Origin of the sequence: Fibrobacter sp. UWB1 (assembly GCF_002210325.1) — a bacterium.
Classification (GTDB): domain Bacteria; phylum Fibrobacterota; class Fibrobacteria; order Fibrobacterales; family Fibrobacteraceae; genus Fibrobacter.
The window spans coordinates 59,734-78,644 of record NZ_MWQL01000014.1 but is presented as its reverse complement, the minus strand read 5'-3'; the positions used below and the strand labels follow the sequence as shown (position 1 = coordinate 78,644).

General features: G+C 52.2%; 8 protein-coding genes. All 8 read left to right on the top strand.

The annotated features are described in order from the left end of the window. Positions 1 to 3: 3 nt before the first annotated feature. The 8 genes from B7988_RS11110 (at position 4) to B7988_RS11075 (ending at position 18,867) form a co-directional block, all read left to right on the top strand. A complete protein-coding gene (locus B7988_RS11110; RefSeq protein WP_088657979.1) occupies positions 4 to 2,214 on the top strand; it encodes a carbohydrate-binding protein in 2,211 nt (736 codons plus the stop codon). 132 nt (positions 2,215 to 2,346) lie between these two features. Then, positions 2,347 to 4,437 carry a carbohydrate-binding protein gene (locus tag B7988_RS11105; RefSeq protein WP_088657961.1) on the top strand — a complete coding sequence of 697 codons (2,091 nt, stop codon included), beginning with the start codon at positions 2,347 to 2,349 and terminating at the stop codon, positions 4,435 to 4,437. A 169-nt stretch (positions 4,438 to 4,606) separates the two neighbouring features. Then, on the top strand, positions 4,607 to 6,280 hold the full coding sequence (locus tag B7988_RS11100; protein ID WP_088657960.1) for a sialate O-acetylesterase: 1,674 nt from the start codon (positions 4,607 to 4,609) through the stop codon (positions 6,278 to 6,280). A 264-nt stretch (positions 6,281 to 6,544) separates the two neighbouring features. Then, positions 6,545 to 8,869: a family 43 glycosylhydrolase gene (locus B7988_RS11095; protein ID WP_088657959.1), complete on the top strand. Its 2,325-nt coding sequence runs from the start codon at positions 6,545 to 6,547 to the stop codon at positions 8,867 to 8,869. A 23-nt stretch (positions 8,870 to 8,892) separates the two neighbouring features. Beyond that, positions 8,893 to 10,386: a carbohydrate binding domain-containing protein gene (locus B7988_RS11090; RefSeq protein WP_088657958.1), complete on the top strand. Its 1,494-nt coding sequence runs from the start codon at positions 8,893 to 8,895 to the stop codon at positions 10,384 to 10,386. 18 nt (positions 10,387 to 10,404) lie between these two features. Then, on the top strand, positions 10,405 to 12,225 hold the full coding sequence (locus B7988_RS11085) for a carbohydrate-binding protein (RefSeq protein WP_349291497.1): 1,821 nt from the start codon (positions 10,405 to 10,407) through the stop codon (positions 12,223 to 12,225). A gap of 211 nt (positions 12,226 to 12,436) precedes the next feature. Further along, the gene (locus B7988_RS11080; protein WP_088657957.1) at positions 12,437 to 15,121 is read left to right on the top strand and encodes a beta-L-arabinofuranosidase domain-containing protein; all 2,685 of its coding nucleotides are present in this window, start codon (positions 12,437 to 12,439) and stop codon (positions 15,119 to 15,121) included. 155 nt (positions 15,122 to 15,276) lie between these two features. After that, on the top strand, positions 15,277 to 18,867 hold the full coding sequence (locus B7988_RS11075) for a fibro-slime domain-containing protein (RefSeq protein ID WP_249268969.1): 3,591 nt from the start codon (positions 15,277 to 15,279) through the stop codon (positions 18,865 to 18,867). The last annotated feature ends 44 nt before the right edge of the window (positions 18,868 to 18,911 follow it).

The window sequence follows — 18,911 nt, the reverse complement described above, 5'->3', positions numbered from 1 at the left end:
GTCATGGGCTTGGCGGCTTTCGGCCTTGCCGACAACCCGATTTCTACTTACCATTACCTGGCAGACCCGGGTGCTGCCGCTGACGATGAGTACTTCTATATCATCACGGACTCCGATGACCCGGCTCCGTACAATTCTAACGGTTACAAGATTTACGCCCTCTATGCATTCCGCAGTAAGGATATGCAGAACTGGACTGACTACGGCATTATTTACGATGCCCGCAAGGTGAACGGCATTAACGACATTTGGGCATCCGGTATTGCGGTGCATAACGGCACGTTCTACATCGTGTTCCCCGATGGCGGTGGCGGCGGCATTGGCTACATCAAGGCGCCTGCAATCGACGGCCCGTGGACAAACGCCGTGGGTAACGGCAAGGACAAGCTGGTCGGTGGCCGCGGCATTATTGGCTGCGATGGCGTTTCGTGGTGCTTTGACCCGGGTATCTTTATCGATGACGACGGTACGACCTACGTGACGTGGGGTGGTGGCGAAAGCAACAGCCGCCCGAATACCGATAACTTCGATATCGTCAAGTTGAACGACGCGAAGAATGCTCCGGTGGGTAACGGCAGCCACGTGAAGGTGAACAACCTGCCGACCCGCAAGATGCTCGAAGCGTCTTACATCCACAAACACAAGGGTACTTACTACTTCTCTTACAGTACTGGCTGGCAGCAGGGTGCGCCTACCATTGACTACGGCATGTCCAACAACGTGATGGGCCCGTACACCTGGAAGGGCACGATTCTCGGCGACCCGAGCATGAATGGTCGTAGCATTAACGGCAACAACAACCACCATGGTATTGCCGAATTCAAGGGCCACTCCTACGTGGTTTACCATGACCGCCGTATCGCGAAGGGCCACAACGGCCTGGAAATTATTCCGGCAGATGATGGTCAGCCGAAACCGAACGAAGGCTACCACCGTAGCGTTTCCGTAGACGAAATGTTCTACAACGCCGACGGTACGATTAAGCAGGTGGTTTGCACCAACGAAGGCCCGAAGCAGATTGAAAACTTCGATCCGTACGACTGGTATCCGGCTCTCACGAGCTCCAAGCAGAAGGGCATTCGCAGCCGCTCCAACTTTGTCGTGGGCAAGAGGGCTGAACATGTGCTGATTCCGCTTTCGAGCAAGGAATCCTGGATTCGCGTTTCTGGCGTGGATTTCGGTACTGCGGCAACGGGCTTTACGGTCGAGGCTTCGAGTGCTGCCGACGGCAACAAGATTGAAATCCGCACGGGTTCTGCATCGGGAACGCTCGCAGGCACTTGTACCTTGAAGAATACCGGCAGCAAGAACACTTATGCCGAAAACAAGTGCGAAGTTTCTGGCCTCAAGGGCATTGTGAACCAGCTGTTCCTCGTGTTCAAGGGCAATCAAGATTCGACTATGTACGTGAAGGCTTGGGGCTTCGAAGGCAGCGGCACGACGCCGCCGGAACCGCAGAAACCCTTTGGCGGCAAGGCTTGGGAAATTCCGGGCAAGATCGAAATGGAAAACTTTGACGAACCGGGTACAGGCCGCGGCGCTGGAGTCGATTCCTATAGCGACAACGATTCCGACGACCATGGCGCCGAAAGCAATGGCGGCAAGAGCTATCGCGAAGGCACCGGTGTCGACATCTACAAGAAGGCGACTGGCTATGTCGTGGGTTACAACCAGGCCGGCGAATGGCTCGAATACACCGTGAACGTGAAGGAAGCTGGTGACTACACCATGTATGCCGCCGTGGCGTCTGCCAATGCGACCTCCGGATTCCAGCTTTCGATTGACGACAAGAACATCACCGAAGAAATTGCTGTGCCTAAGAACGACGGCGAAGAAAACTTTGATGACTACAACAAGGTCAAGGCGAACGTAACGCTCCCGGCGGGCGAACATATCCTCCGCTTTACCGTCACCGGCGACTGGATGGATATCGATTACATCAACTTTGTTGCTGGCAAGGATGCCGCTGATTCCGACCCGCTCGAAGGTACGACGGCAATCAAGGGCGTGAAACTTGCAAGCGCTTCTACCGCAAGCTTTGACGTGTTCGATTTGACGGGCAAGAAGGTGGCAAGCTTTACGGCTCGCAATATGACTGAAGCTGCCAAGATGTGGCAGAAAGGTTCTGTTAAGGGTAGCGAAAAGGCTCAGGGAATATGCCTGATTCGTAATCGCGCAAACGGCATGATTGCAAAGGTGCGTACTACCAAATAGTTTCCCATAAACACATCCAACCAGGAGGACACCCCCGAATGGGGGTGCCCTTCCTTCCGGAAAAAAACGCTTGATTTTGAAATTACGAGAATGTATTTTAATATCGGGAGTTGTGTTAAAAAGGAGTATAAGATGACAATCCAAAAAATTGCAAAGAGTGTGGGCCTAGCCTTTGGAGTGGTTGGCCTTTGGAGTTCGGCAATGGCCTCGACGGTCAATGTCGACGTAACGGAAGAACACCAGGTCATTCGCGGTTTTGGCGGTATGGTGCATAACCAGTGGCAGGGCGGTGGCGGCCTTTCTGAAGCCGATGCGAAAATTGCCTTTGGTACGGGCGATGGAACACTTGGCCTGAATACGCTGCGTATTCCGGTGTATGCAAATTCCAGTGATTTTAACAAGGAAGTTCAAGCCGCAAAGTATGCCAAAAAGTACGCCGGCGACGACTTTATTCTGTATGCGACGCCGTGGACTTCTCCGTATGCGGGTGCGAACCAGCACATGTCTTCTTCGAACTACCAGAAATACGTGGACCACCTGAACAGCTTTAACGATTACATGAAGAATCAGGGCGTTCCCCTGTACGCCATCTCCATCAGTAACGAACCGGACTGGTGCCATGAATGGGCTTGCTGGAGCGCTGACGAAATCTACAACTTCACCAAGGGCTATGCCGATAAAATGCGCAAGAACGGTGTGAAGGTGATTTCGACGGAATCGTTCCGCTACGACAAGAATCTTTACAACAAGGTCTTGAACGATGCCAATGCCCTCAAGAACTGGGACATTCTCGGTGCGCACTTCTACGCCAGCGACAGAAGGACCGGGGACAACTTCTTCCAGTATTCTTTGGCTGACCAGAAGGGCGTGGAACGCTGGATGACGGAACACTACACCGAAAGCCAGGGCAGCGGTAACTACTGGCGCACGATTATGAATACGGGCGACCAGGCAAACGCCAACAAGCGCGATACCGTGAACGCCATGGATGTGGCTTACGAAATCCACCGCGCCATGGTCGTGGGCAATTTCAATCAGTACACCTGGTGGTACATCCGTCGTTGCTATGGCCTGATCATGGAAAAGGACTTTGGCAACAAGCTCCAGATTCCGAGCAACGAAATCGGCAAGATTTCTAAGCGCGGTTACGTGATGAGCCAGTTCGCCCGATTCATCCGCCCGGGTGCCGTGCGCGTGGGTGCTACGGCAAATCCCGAGAAGGAAGTTTTTGCCAGTGCTTACAAGAGTTCCGAAGGCGACTCCGTGATTGTGGTGCTCGTGAACCGCGATTACAAGAATTCCAAGACCGTAACGGTTAACGTGAAGGGTGCCGATGTGGAAACATTCCACGTGTACACCACGAGCCAGGCGAAGAATGCCAAGTATGAAGGTGAAGTCGAAGTGAAGAACGGCTCTGTGACTGTCACCCTGGATGCGGGCAGCTCGGAATTCAAGGACTGCATCGTGACGCTCGTGGGCGTGGGAACGCCTGCAGAACCAGTACCGCGTGAACCGTTCGGTGGCAAGGCTGTGGAACTCCCGGGCAAGATCGAAGCCGAAAACTTTGACGTTCCGGGTACCGGCAAGGAAAACAAGACCTATTACGACTCCGATTCCGAAAACCATGCCTGCACCGACGAAGGCAAGACTGCCGAATGCTCCAAGGTTCGTGAAGATACGGGCGTCGATATTTACAAGAAATCCTCTGGCGCTGTCGTGGTGGGCCATAACCAGGCTGGCGAATGGCTCGAATATACCGTGAACGTGAAGGAAGCCGGCGAATACACCATGACCGCTTCTGTCGCGACGGCCAATTCGGATCCGGGCTTTACGCTTTCGATCGATGGCAAGTCCCTTGCCGAGGTTCCGGTTTCTGGTTCCAGCTGGGATGAATTTAAGGATGTCACGGCCAAGGTGACGCTCCCGGCTGGCGAACATATTCTGCGCCTCGAAGTGACGACCTCCTGGTTCGATATCGATTACCTCAAGTTCGAAAAGCCCTGCGAAGACTGCAATACGGGTATCGCCGACGCTCGCCTGAACATGCCGACCGAAACCGAAAGCTACCGCATTTTCGATATGAACGGAAGCTATCTCGGTGTGGTTTCTGCAACGGGCATGCCGGAACTCCGTGCCAATGCGGCTAGCCTCGTGAAGCGCGGTGGCGCCTACCTGGCCAAGTCCATGAATGGCCGCACCAAGCTCATTCAGGTGGCGAAATAGGCTTTTTGGACGGTTTTAAGATTTGAATGCAGAAACCCGCCTTTTTAGGCGGGTTTCTTGTTTATTTTTCATTACCTTTTGTTGACTATTTATCCATAAATCTTGGCGTTTTTCGCGTGAAATCGGCGTTTTTTGAGGATAATTTTAGGGTATTGCAAAGGAGTGTGTTATGGACCTTAAAAAAGTCTCTGAATTTTTAACCCCGGCCCTGTGGCTTGTTGGCGGGCTCATGATGCTTGCGTCGCTTGCTAATGCGGCGCCGAACCCCAATTTCCATATTTATATCGCTTACGGTCAGTCGAACATGGCGGGTAACGGCGAAATCGTGCCTTCCGTGGACCAGGCCACGAATCCCAAGAATTTCCTTATGCTCGCTTCGCACAACGCCAACGCAAGCCAGCGTAGCGGCAAGACGACTCAGTCGATCAAGACGGGCGAATGGTACCCCGCAATCCCGCCGATGTTCCACCCCTTTGAAAACCTTTCTCCGGCAGACTACTTCGGCCGCGCCATGGTCGATTCCCTGCCGGGCGTTACCGTGGGTATTATCCCGGTGGCTATCGGTGCGGTGAGCATCAAGGCTTTCGACAAGGACCAGTACCGGGCCTACTTCAGTTCTGCGGCAAGTTATATCCAGAACTGGGCGAAAGACTACGATTCCAACCCTTACCAGAGAATTGTGGACCTGGGCAAGAAGGCTAAGGAAGTGGGCGTCATCAAGGGCTTTATTTTCCACCAGGGCGAAACCGATGGATCTGGCACCGAATGGCAGAACAATGTATACAAGACCTACAAGGACATTGTAAACGCTCTTGAACTGGACGAAAACGAAGTCCCGTTTGTTGCCGGCGAAATGATGAACGACCCCACGGGTAACTCCGGCCAGGGCAGCTGCTGCAGCTCCAAGAACGGCGGTATTGCCCAGCTGAAGAGCAAGTTCAAGAAGTTCGGTCTGGCATCTTCCCAGGGGCTGAAGGGTAACGGCAAGGACCCCTACCACTTTGGCCGTGAAGGCGTGATTGAACTCGGCAAGCGTTACTGTTCCGAAATGCTCAAGTTGATCGACAAGACGATTGACCCGGATGCTCCGGAGGTGAACTTGGTTGACCCGAGTCAGTCAACCGTTCCGGACGAACCGCCTGAGGAATATGGCCCGTATGGCGAAGCGCCGGCAAAGATTCCGGGTACCATTGAAGTCGAAGAATACAACAAGGGTGGTGCCGACAAGGGCTACTACGATTTGAGCAAGGGCAACGAAGGCGGCAAGTTCCGCAAGAACGACGTGGACATTTACCAGCCGAACATGGGCCTGGTCGTTGGCCACTGCCAGAAGGGCGAATGGCTCAAGTACACCGTGAAGGTGGAAGCCGATGGCGAATACGAAATTTCTGCGCTTGTGGCTAGCGACAATACGACGGGCGGCTTCGAGCTGTATATGGACGATACCCGCATCGGAGAAAAGATCGTGAGCGAAGGCAAGGGCTTTACCAGCTTTACGACGGTGAGCGGCGGCAAGGCTAGCCTGAAGGCGGGCGAGCACGAGCTGAAACTCGAAATCGTAGGCGACTGGATCGATATCGACAATATTGAATTCAAGGCAGTCCAGAGTGACGAGCCTCCGAGCGGGATTGATGCGATTCGCCTGAGCATGACCGAAGCCGAAAGCAATTTTAACCTGTTCGATATGCAGGGCAAGCATGTGGCAAGCTTCAAGGCCTCTGGCATGGATGCTGCAGTCCGCATGATCAAGGAAGGTGTCAAGGGTATCCGTCGGGGAGTGTATTTGGTTCGCTCTGCCGGCAAGATGGGCATTAAGCAAAAGGTGGTGACCTATGAAAAGTAATGAAATTACAATTGTCAAGCAGATTGCGTTCTTCTCGGTAGTCGCGGTCGTGCTCGGATTCCTTTACGGTTAGGACTTAAACTCTCTCTCTTTTGAATTACCCCTGATTGCAAAATCAGGGGTTTTTGTTTTTTTAGGGTGGGGGGATTGACAATTTGTCAAAGGATTATGGGGTGTGAATAGGTTTTTTTTGGTTTTTTTAGGGTAATTTTATGATGAAGAAATTTGCATGGGCGGTGGTGCGCCCACAAAAGGAGTACTAACATGGGATGGTTTAAAAGTTTGGGCATTGCCCTCGCTAGTTCTTGTGCAGTTTACGCTGTAACAGTCAACAATCCGATTATGTATGTCGACAGCCCGGACCCCTCGATTGTCCGTGTTGACGACGCCTATTACATGGTCACGACGACCATGCATTTTGCCCCGGGCGTGCCCGTTTTCAAGAGCACGGATTTGGCCCAGTGGCGCACGGTGGGGTATGCTTACCAGACTCTTACCAACAATGACCAGCAGAACTTGAATGGCGGCAAGGACGCTTACGGTAAGGGTTCTTGGGCGTCGAGCATTCGGTACCACAAGGGATTTTTCTACGTGCTGACTCCGTCTTACACGACGGGTAAAACTCATTTGTACAAAACCGCCGACGTGGAAAGCGGCCAGTGGAGCGAAGTGCAGCTTCCGTTCTACCATGACCCCTCTTTGTTCTTCGATGACGACGGCACCGTGTGGGTGTTCTACGGCAGCGGCGACCAGATTAGCTACGTGCAGTTGAACGACGATGCCAGCGGCGTGAAGGCCGGCGGCAAGAGCGGTAAGCTTGGCGGCGTGAGCGTGAACCAGGCTACCGGCAAGAGCGGCTATATTGTACAGCAGGAAGGCTCGCACATGGAAAAGGTGAACGGTGAATACTACCTGTTCACGATTTCTTGGCCGAATGGTTCTTGCCGTACCGAAGTGGTTTACCGCTCCAAGAGCCTGCTTTCGGGCTATACCGGCAGAGTGTTTTTGGCTGATAACGGTGTTGCGCAGGGCGGCATCTTTGATACGCCCGAAGGCAAGTGGTACGCCCTTTTGTTCCGCGATTCTGGCCCGGTCGGCCGTATGTCGCACTTGGTTCCGATGGAATGGAAAGACGGCTGGCCCGTGCCCACGAGCGGCTCCAAGGCCCCCTCTACAATTGACTTGCCGGAATCTCCGCTGCCGGGCTACGGCATGGTGACTTCTGATGACTTTGAATCTAGCGAACTTGCTCTCGAATGGCAGTTCAACCATAACCCCGATAACAAGAACTGGAGCTTGTCTGCAAATCCGGGCTTCTACCGCATTACTACGAGCCGCACTGATAGTCGAGTGGTGAATGCGAAGAACACCTTGACCCAGCGCTCTTTTGGCCCCAAGTGCTCTGGCCGTACGCTTGTGGATGGCACCGGCATGAAGGATGGCGATATGGCTGGCCTCGTTGCCCTGCAGGACGACAAGGGCTTTGTGGCGCTCGCTAAAGATGGCGGTAGCTACAAGGTGGTGATGTACACCGGAAACAAGAACGGCGAAACGCAGGCTGCAAGCAAGGCTATTTCGGGTTCCAAGGTTTATCTGCGAATTGACTTTGACTTGCCCATTGATCGCGGCACCGCCTACTTCTACTACAGTACCGATGGCAATACTTGGACAAAGATCGGTAGTGACGTGAAACTCAGTTACGACCTGCACATGTTCGTGGGCGTGCGTTGGGGCCTCTTTAACATGGCTACCAAGCAGGCCGGCGGCTATGCGGACTTTGACTGGTTCAAGGTCGGTACCGACGTGAACGATGAAATTTACCTCGATGGTGCCGGTTCTGAACCGGTTCCTCAGACTCCGTTCTGCGCCGCTGGTGAAAATTGTCCTGCCGTTGCGCTCCCGGGCAAGATCGAAGCAGAAAACTTCGACGTTCCGGGCAAGGGTAAAGATGGCACCTCTTACTATGACGCCGATTCCGAAAACCACGGCGATAGCGATTACCGCAAGGGCACGGGCGTTGACCTTTACAAGAAGGCGACCGGCGTCATTGTGGGCTACAACAGCGAAGGCGACTGGCTCGAATACACCGTGAACGTAAAGGATGCAGGTGATTACACCATGTTCGCGGCTGTTGCTGCGGCTGGCTCTACCTCGAGCTTCAAGCTCTCCTTGGATGGCAAGGAAATTACCGAAGAAATCGCGGTGCCGGCAGCAAGCTCCGGCGAAGAGAATTACGACGATTACAACAAGGTAAAGGCCAATGTAACGCTCCCTGCTGGCGAACATGTGCTCCGCTTTACGGTTACTGGCGCCTGGCTCGATATTGACTACTTCACATTCGTGAAGGGCGCAAACGCTACGGACCCGGAACCGATTGATCCGACGGGTATCGCAAATAAGGTGCGCTACGATGTGCAGGCTGAACAAGTTTATCGCGTGTACGGCTTGAACGGTAACTTTGTGGGCACTGTGTTTGCCACAAGCGCAAGCGAAGCCCAGAACAAGGTCCGCGCCATGGTTTCGGAAAAGGGTGTTTACCTGATTAGAGCGAAGAATGGGATGGTTCGTCGCTTTACGGTAACGAAGTAAGAAAAACAATAAGGAGTTGAGTGATGAGATGTTTTGGTTTCAAGGGCAAGGTGGTGCTTGCCTTAGCAAGCGTCGCTCTATTTGCAAGTAGTGCGATTGCGGACAACTTGAATGTGAACGGTGCAAACCGTAACATGCTAGTGTATGCTCCGTCGGGTATCGAAAAGAACCGCCCGCTGATTATCCAGATGCATGGTTACAATCAGGATGCCGCTTACCAGAAAAACGCCGCCAAGTGGGAAAGTATCGCTGATACGGGCCGCTTTGTGGTGGTGTTCCCCAATGGCGAAGGCAGAGCCTGGGATATTTCTGGCGACAAAGACTTGAATTTTATCAAGGCCATCATTAACGAGATGAACAACAAGTACGGCATTGACAAGAAGCGCGTATACGTTTCGGGATTCTCGATGGGTGGCATGATGAGCTACCATGTGGCAAACAAGCTGGGCGACCAGATTGCGGCCATTGCTCCCGTTTCGGGCGGCGGTGGCGTGAATTCTCCCAAGCGTGCCATGCCGATTATGCATACGCACGGCACCTCCGATGACGTGGTGAATTACAACAGCACCGTGAATACGGTCAAGAGCTGGGTCTCTGCGCAGAAGTGCTCTTCTAGCTCCCAGAAGATCAAGCCGTATCCGTCTACAAAGCCGGGCTCTGCAGCCTCCCTTGAAATCTGGAGCGGCTGTAACGATGGCGTCGAAGTTCGCCTGCTTACGATTGATGGCAAGGGTCACTGGTATTCCATGGACGAAGCCGCCAGCGTGAATACCAGCGTTGAAATCTGGAATTTCGTGAAGAACTATTCCCTCGACGGTTCCAGCATTGCGCCGGCGATTGTGGTGCCCACTAACCGCGACAGCATCTTTAACGGTGGCTTTGATTCTAGCGCCGTGGCTTGGGACTTGCAGTTGCATGGCGATGCCGCTGCTACCGGAGCTGCAAAAGATGGCAAGTACAAGCTCGATATTTCTGCCGTGGGTACCGAAAATTACCAGGTGCAGCTGATTCAGCATGACTTGCATTTGGAAAAGAACCAGTGGTACGAAATCAGCTTTGAAGCCAGTGCCGGTGCGGCTCGCAAGCTCGAAGTGAACGTGGAACAGCATACGGATCCGTGGGCTTCTTACTTGGCAGAAAAGCAGAATTTCGATATCGGAACCGATGCAAAAACTTATTCGTTCAAGTTCCAGATGACAGCTGCTACCGATACCAATAGCCGCTTGAGCTTTAACGCGGGCGCAGCCACGGGAACCTTGACGCTCGATAACGTGAAGATTTCAAAGACTGAAGCTCCGGCTACCGATCCGATTACAAATTTGCAGACGGTTCGCATGCAGGTGAATGGTGTCGAAAATTATGCTGTGTTCGATATGAACGGAACGTTTATTGGAAAGATCGCTGCGAAGAGTCATGACGAAGTGAGAGGTAAGCTTCGCATGATGGTGAAGCGCGGCGGCGTTTATCTGATAAAGTCGGGTAATGGGGGTACTCGTCAAATCAAAGTGACCAAGTGACATTGGTCAAAAGGAGTCATGAAGATGAAGGTTGCATTAACAAAGGTCACGTTGGCGACAACACTCTCGCTGACGGCGATGAGCTTTGCTCACCCCGATAGCTTGGTGCTTACGCCGCCACTCGGTTGGAACAGCTGGAACGTGTTCCACGAAAACATTAACGAAAAACAGATTAAGGAAGTTGCCGATGCGATGGTTTCTTCTGGTTTGAAGGATGCAGGCTACATTTACCTGAACCTGGATGATAACTGGATGGATACCAAGCGCGATGCGCAAGGCAACCTCCAGAACAACCCGAGCACATTCCCCAGCGGCATGAAGGCCTTGGCCGATTACGTGCATGCAAAGGGACTCAAGTTCGGTCTTTACGGTGACCGCGGTAAACGTACCTGCCACCACTACAATAGCAATTGGCAGAGCCAGAGCGGTTCCAATGGTCGCGAAGAACAGGATGCCAAGAAGCTCGCTGAATGGGGCGTAGACTACTGGAAGTACGATAACTGCGATTCTGACCCGAACACTCAGGAAAAAGATTATACCGCCATGTCCAAGGCTCTCCGCAATTCCGGACGCGATATCGTGTTCAGTATTTGTATGTGGGAATACAAGGACTGGATGCCGAAAATCGCTAACCTTTGGCGTACCACCTTCGATATCGGCCCCGCCTGGATTTCTAAATCCTGGTACCGCGGCGTTTACGAAATTATCGACGCCAACAATAAGTATTGGCAGATTGCAAAGCCCGGTCACTGGAATGACCCGGACATGCTCGAAGTGGGCAACAACGGCCTTACTTACGAAGAACAGAGATCTCAGATGACGATGTGGTCTATTATGGCCGCACCTATCATGATCAGTTCTGACATTCGCAAGATGAGCAACGAAACCAAGGAACTCTATCTGAATAAGGACATGATTGCCATTAACCAGGACTCCTTGGGCGTTCAGGGCCACCGCATTTCTGACAAGAACGGTAAGCAGGTTTGGACCAAGCCCTTGCAGAACGGTGACCTTGCCGTGGCACTTTTGAACAACAATTCTTCTACCCAGACCGTTGAATGCAACTTTGCAGACATTGGCGTAGAAGGCGAAGTAGAAGTTCGCGATGCTTGGAAAAAGAAGGACTTGGGCCCGGTTTCCCACGTTTCTATCGAACTCCCGGCACACGGCTCGGCGCTCCTCCGCTTGGTTCTCAAGCCGGTTCCGCGCAAGCCGTTCAAGGGCGAAACTCTCGCTATTCCGGGTACAATCGAAATGGAAGACTTCGACATTAACGGCGTGGGTAAGGGCAACACCACCTACAGCGAAAACGATACCGAAAACCATGGCGATAGCGACTACCGCCCGGGTACAGGTGTGGACCTTTACAAGAAGGCTACCGGCATTATCGTTGGCTACAACCAGGCTGGCGAATGGCTGGAATACACTGTGAAGGTGGCTAAGACGGGTTCTTACACCATGAAGGCTGCCGTGGCTTCTGCTAACAGCACTTCGAGCTTCCAGCTCTCTATGGATGGCAAGGACATTACCGAAGAAATTGCTGTTCCGCAGGCAACCACTGGCGAAGACAACTACGACGAATACAACGAAGTTGATGCCAAGGTGAGCCTGACCGAAGGCGAACATATTCTCCGCTTTACCGTAACCGGCGACTGGATGGACATTGACTACATCAAGTTCTGCGAAGGCGATAGCTGCGAAGAAAAGACCGGAATCCGCCCGGCGGTAACCGCGACGATCCGCGACGCTTCTGCACCGCGCCTGTTCAAGAAGGGCAATGCCATGTTCATCGAAAAGAACGGCAAGCGCTTTGACCTGACGGGTCACCGCATCAAGTAATTTGCTACTCCAAAATACTCCTAAGAAAAAGAGGCTCCGCTAGCGATAGCGGGGCTTTTTTTTGGCGCGTTTTTTGCGCCCAAATGGCGCATTTTTGCCCCGAAGGCTATTGAAATTTCTGCAAAAGTATTTGGCTTTGAAGGGATGAAAATCGTTGGTGCAAGATATAATTTTATAAAGGATAAATTGGTTTAAAAAAGGATGGTATAAGATGTTTGGAATCAATACAAGAAAAATCGCTTGCGTTACCCTTGCAGTGATAGGAGGTCTCGTCACTCAAGGGTATTCGCAAGACGTTCTTTATCCTGATATGTTCGCGTTGAACGAAGTTCAACTGCTTGACGGTCCGTTAAAAGAACGCCAAGACTTGAATGTAGAAACCCTGCTGAGTTACGACGTGGACCGCCTTCTGGCGCCGTTCTACGAAGAAGCGGGCATGAGGCCGAAAGCATCCAAGTTCCCGAACTGGGCTGGTTTGGACGGGCATGTACTCGGGCATTACTTGAGTGCGCTTGCGATGCATTACGCCGACAATGACGACATTCGGGTTAAAGAACGGTTGGAATATGTCTTGAAAGAACTCAAAACCATTCAGGACCAGAATTCCAAGGACAATAACTTCAAGGGCTACATTAGCGGCGTGCCCAACGGCAAAAAGATGTGGCTCAGCATGAAGAGCGGAAATGCCGGCGCCCAGAACGGCTATTGGGTGCCGTGGTACAATATCCACAAGCTCTATGCGGGCCTCCGCGATGCCTACATTTATGCAGGCTATGAACAGGCGAAGACGATGTTCTTGGCTCTTTGCGACTGGGGCATTACGATTACGAACGGCCTCAACGATTCCAAGATGCAGCAGATGCTCGGCACTGAACACGGCGGCATGCCCGAAGTTTACGCCGACGCCTACAAGCTCACGAACGATACGAAGTATTTGAATGCGGCTAAGAAGTGGTCGCACCAGTGGCTTTTGAATCCGATGTCGCAAGGCAATGACAACTTGACGAACGTGCATGCGAATACACAGGTGCCGAAAGTCGTCGGTTTTGCGCGAATTGCGGAACTCTCTGGCGATGAAAAGTACAAGAAAGGCTCCGAGTTCTTTTGGCAGACGGTTGTGAACAAGCGCAGTATCGCTATTGGCGGTAACAGCATTTCGGAACATTTCCCGGCGCCCAACAACCATAAAAAGTTTGTCGAAGAACGCGAAGGACCGGAATCTTGCAACACCTACAATATGCTCAAGCTCACGGAACGCCTGTTCAATATGGACCATAGCGCCAAGCAGGCGGATTTCTATGAACGCGCGCTCTTTAACCATATTTTATCCACAATACATCCAAAACATGGCGGGTACGTGTACTTCACTCCTGCACGTCCCCGCCATTACCGGGTGTATTCCAAGGTGAATGCGGCCATGTGGTGCTGCGTGGGTTCGGGCATGGAAAACCCGGCCAAGTACAACCAGTTTATTTACACCAAAGACGGCGACAAGCTTTACGTGAACCTCTTTGCCGCATCCATCTTGAATTGGAAGGCGAAGAACGTGCAAATCAAGCAAGAGACCGCATTCCCGAAGGGTGAAAGTTCCAAGTTCACCGTTACCGGCTCCGGCTCTTTCGACATGCAGATTCGCCACCCGTACTGGGTCAAAGAAGGCGAATTCAAGGTAATCGTCAACGGCGACACTGTGGTGAAAAAGTCTGACCCTTCGAGTTACGTGTCGGCCGGAAAATCTTGGAAGAGCGGCGATGTAATCGAAGTGCTTTACCCGATGCATGTGCATACCGAAGACCTGCCGAATGTGTCTGACTACGTGGCGCTCATGTACGGCCCGATTGTGCTTAGCGCAAAAACGGGAACCGCAAACTTGAACGGCCTCGTGGCCGATGACGGCCGCTGGAGCCATATTGCCTCGGGTGCGCTCGAATCGCTTGACCAGGCGCCTATGCTTGCAAGCAAAAAAGAAGACATTCCTTCGAAGCTTGAACCCATCAAAGGCGAACCGCTGCACTTTAAGGCTCCGTACCTGTTCTCGAACAAGAAAGATGGCGGCCTGATTCTGGAGCCTTTCTACGAGGTGCATGACGCCCGCTACATGATGTATTGGATGGTGCTTACGGACCCCTCGATTCTTGAACGCCTAAGAAAGGAACAGGAAGAAGCCTTGGCGCTCGACGAAAAGACGGTTGATAAGGTGGCCCCTGGCGAGCAGCAGCCCGAAGTGGATCACCAGATGAAGACCGAAAATACGACCTCTGGTACGGCAAACGGTGAATTCTACCGCGACGCAGGTAAGTGCAATGCGGGCGACGGCGGCATGATCAGCTACGTGCTCGAAACCAATAGCGAAGATTCCTTGAGCCTGATGGTTCGCTACTGGGGCAACGAATCCTGCTCGCGTACCTTTGACATCATGATCGATGGCAAAAAATTTGCAACCGAAAGCATCGAAGGCAAGTGGAACAAGAAGGAATTCGTGAATGAAGTCTATGCGATTCCCGATGCCATGGTCAAGGGCAAAAAGGAAATCCGCGTGACGTTCCAAGCGGGTGCCGGCAACATGGTGGGTGGCCTCTACGGTGTGCGCCTGCTGCGCAACAAGCCCAAGCCGGAACCGACGACAAATGTAATGGCTAAAATTAAGAATCCGCTCAACTTGAAAGCCCGTATTATGGGTAACGAGTTGCAGATTGATGCCGGTGCGGCTCTTTCGCAGGGCTATACCGCCAGAATCTTCAGCATGAACGGTCGCTTGGTAAAGTCGCAGGCGCTTGCGGCGGGGCAGTCCAGCTTCAGCATCGGCCTTGGCGACATGCAAAACGGCATGTACATTTTGAAGGTCCAGCGCGACGGCTTTAGCTACGGCACGACGATTTTCAGAAAAGGCCGGTAAAATTGAGAACATTTTGCAGAATTTGAGAACATAAATTCTGCAAAATCCTTTACTTCTCTGTTAAATTTTAGTTAAATTAAGATATTGTACTGATATAGAGCTATATTTACCATATAAAATTTGAGAACATTAAAAAGGTTCTCTGGGATGGATATATGGTAAATTGGGCGAATAAGTTCAAAATGGCGGCCTTGGCCGCCGCTTTGGGTACAGGCGTTGCCTCGGCAGAAAAGACAGTGGTGTTCTTTACGCCGTGGTCGAATACCAATGCAGTTTTGTTCATGGACGGCGATTCCGTGGCGACAATGACTGCGCTAGACAATTACTGCGGTTGGTTCAAGGCGACCGTCGACGCTCCCGAAAAGAATTTCAACGTCTACTTCAAGCAGACCGTTGGCCTGAATTACGTGGGTGCCGAAGGCATGGTGACCGAAGAACCCATGACCGCGGGCGAAATTTCGCTCGATTCCGTGGCCGCGCTTTCGGACACCATTTGGGTGCAGGGCTACAAGACCGACGTTCCGGCGCAGTTTTCGAGCTACCCTGGCGTACTCGGCGATTGCCCGCTCAAAAAAATTCCCGTGACCGTTTACGACTGGTTGCACGGTACCAAAGGCGACGGCAACGGCAGCGGCAAAAATGGCGACCCCGCAAACGGTGTCAGTGCCGACTTTGGTTCGGGCGGATGTTCCGGCAAAGACAAGGCTGTGACAGGCATGGTCGAATACAACCTCGGCGAAAACGGAGTCCCCGTGCGCGCAGATCCGTTCCCCGAAAAATGCAAGATTACGGAACATCTCGACAGTTGGTTTTTGCCCGAAGTCATTGCCAAAGACGACGAAGGCAACGAGTATACCAACATGACTTGCCGCGACCTTTACGTGTCTATGGACGACGAAGGATTCTGGCTTGCTGAAGTTTCCAAAGACCAGATTTCTAAAGGCAACGAGGCCAATTCAGACGGCATGTTCCTGCTGGACGATTTTGAATTTCTCGACGAAGCGAAGACGGTTCCGAACCCTTATTACGACCAACTGAAGGGAACGAAAATTGGAAAGCATAACTTCGGTTATGCCGCAAAAATCCAGGCGACGTTTGAATACGTTCCGGGGCAGTATTTTGATTTTTACGGTGACGACGATGTGTGGGTGTTTATCGACCACCGCCTGGCGGTAGACATTGGCGGACAGCATGGCCAGGTGGCGGGCGCTGTGGATCTCGATACCATCGGGCAGAATACGGGCGACAAACTTGTTCCCGGCAAAATCTACGACTTCCATATTTTCTATGTGGAACGCCATACGGGCTCTTCGAATTTCCGCATGCGAACCTCGATCGATTTGCAGGTCGATGCGTCGATCTTCTTGTCGTCGGACAATCGTGACGGCGGCACCACTTACGAAGTCTGGCAGATAAACAAGAAGAACAAGCTTTCTTGCAACTTTGATGCAAATTCTACCGAGCTCGATACGACCGGTGGCGTGTCTACCTTCAAGCTTACGGGCGGAAATCTCGCAGGGCCCGAAATTCTGGGCATTGGCACCCATTACGAAGGTATCAAGATTACGAGCGATTCTACGTTCTCTATTGACTCTGCGGCGATTGTTTCTAGCTTTGCGCTTGCCCCCGGCCATTACTTTTTAGAGATCACGCTCAAGGCGGACCCGAGTCAAATGGTGAAGGTCGAAATTACGGTGCCCTCTTATTCTGTGCCGAGTGTTGCGTTTGCAAAAGAAGACTGGACGATTCTCGGTAAAGAGGTCTCGGGCGACACCGCCCAAATTGGCCCCTGGGCGTATGCGACTTACCAGGTGAACATTACCTTCTTTGAAGAATGGGCGAAGGTCAACAATTACAACCGCAAGATTAACCTTTCTTTCTCGAACCCGGATATCGATATTTTAGATACGGTGGGCGGCAAGAAAATCAATGCCGTGACTCTCGACGAAAACGGTCGCGCCACGTTCTACGTACATGCGAATTCCCCTGTGTCGGGCGTGAACCTTACGGCCAAGGGCGCTGCAGCGGGTGTTTCGGTGTGGAGCAACTTGAAATTTGCCGAACCGCCTGCACCCCGTGTAGAACGCGCCATTGTGGTAGATAGAAACGGTGACGGCCGTGCAGATAGTTTGTATGTGCATTTCGAGCGCTCTATCATGGGCAATAGCCGACTTGATTCGATCCAGTTTACCTTTGGCGAATCGTTCCAACCGACATCGAAATTCAAGGTGATAAACGAAACCGATATCGCAATCACGGCCGAAGACATGACCGGCGAAGGTTGCAGCAAGAGCGTTTGCGGCTTTGGCAGCAGGCAATTTACGGGCGATGCGTCCGGTGTTTACACAGGAACTTTGAACAATTGGTTCACCTACAAAAACGAAGGCGAAGTAAGCAACTTCTACATCGAAAATGAACCGGTAAGCGATGGCGTTGGCCCTATTGTTCTTGCAGCTTCGAAAACCGAAAGCAAAGACGGGAATAGATTTTTGAACATTACCTTTAGCGAAGCGATTACAGATGAATCGAGGGCGGCCTTTGCCGAAATGTTTGAATTTACCTGCGTGCGTTCGGGCTCGAATCAGGTGCCCGAAAAGCCTGTATTGCAGAGCGGTTTGGGCGCGCAAATGATGCTGGTTTATGCCGTAAGCGAAATGGATGCGGTGCTCCCGAATGCCGGGGACATGATTCGCTTTGCGCCTCGCGGCTCCGCACGTGATATGGTCGGCAATGCGCCGCATGCCGAAAACCCGTGGGTCGTAATTACCGGAAACCAGGATCTCGGCGTAGAAAATCCGGGTGTTGTCGCTCTTGGCGAAGATCCCTACGATGTCATCAAGAATAATTCTGTAACGCAACCGAAACTGATTACGGGTTCCACGCAGACTGCCCAGCAGATTGCAGACTCCTTGGGCGTGCAAGGAACGCTTCTCGATTTCGATATCGCAAAAATCATGGTGGAACAGACGAAAAATTCGGTCGATGCTCTTGACGCCTTTATCAAATCGCGCATAGGGAGCGAAACCGATTACGACACGACTATTACGAGCATTAGCGAACAAGAAGCGCTTGCGCAGTTGTTCAACGATATCCGCGTGAATCTGTTAGACACGTCGTACGGATTTAGCGAACAGACCATCAATGGTATTTTGGACGGCTCCATTACCGAAGAAAACTACAAGAACTTTGTGGGCGAACAGGAACTTGGCGTGATTGCGGCCATGACCGAAGCCAATATCGATGCAAGCCGCGACACGACCATTACCATAGGCGGGGTTACGACGGTAACGCAGGGCGACTTGTTTGAATTGATTCGCAGCGGAAAACTGGATGCCGAACTTGCCGAGGCGGGGGTGAGCGAAAAACTGGTCGAGGCGATCAAGCGGGGCGATGTGACCGAATACAACCTCGAAGAATACCGCAGCGGCGAAAAGACGGTTGTGGCCGACAATGCAGTCGAACTTTACTACCGCACGCATTATTTTAGCCAATTTGGCCAGTATGTGGGCGGAACGTCGGGTTCCATCAAGTGTTCCGACAAAGAAGTGTACGGCGACGAAGGCTGCCTCAAAAACAAGGGGAAAGTGTTCCTGGCCTGGAACATGCGCTCCAAAAACGGGCGTTTGGTGGGTACAGGCGTCTATATTGCGCGTCTCGAAGTCAAAATTGTGGTAGACGGCAAGAATACGGTGCACCGCACGCACGATTACCTATGGGGCGTACGCCGCGGAAAATCGGGATTTTAACCCGCCATTGACATTGTGTCAATAGAATCTCCTTTTTGGGGGTT

What these genes read in the sequence shown, in the direction of transcription:
- B7988_RS11110 (WP_088657979.1), top strand. Translation starts at nt 4, where the DNA reads ATGGGCTTGGCGGCTTTCGGCCTTGCCGACAACCCGATTTCTACTTAC.
- B7988_RS11105 (WP_088657961.1), top strand. Translation starts at nt 2,347, where the DNA reads ATGACAATCCAAAAAATTGCAAAGAGTGTGGGCCTAGCCTTTGGAGTG.
- B7988_RS11100 (WP_088657960.1), top strand. Translation starts at nt 4,607, where the DNA reads ATGGACCTTAAAAAAGTCTCTGAATTTTTAACCCCGGCCCTGTGGCTT.
- B7988_RS11095 (WP_088657959.1), top strand. Translation starts at nt 6,545, where the DNA reads ATGGGATGGTTTAAAAGTTTGGGCATTGCCCTCGCTAGTTCTTGTGCA.
- B7988_RS11090 (WP_088657958.1), top strand. Translation starts at nt 8,893, where the DNA reads ATGAGATGTTTTGGTTTCAAGGGCAAGGTGGTGCTTGCCTTAGCAAGC.
- B7988_RS11085 (WP_349291497.1), top strand. Translation starts at nt 10,405, where the DNA reads ATGAAGATGAAGGTTGCATTAACAAAGGTCACGTTGGCGACAACACTC.
- B7988_RS11080 (WP_088657957.1), top strand. Translation starts at nt 12,437, where the DNA reads ATGTTTGGAATCAATACAAGAAAAATCGCTTGCGTTACCCTTGCAGTG.
- B7988_RS11075 (WP_249268969.1), top strand. Translation starts at nt 15,277, where the DNA reads ATGGTAAATTGGGCGAATAAGTTCAAAATGGCGGCCTTGGCCGCCGCT.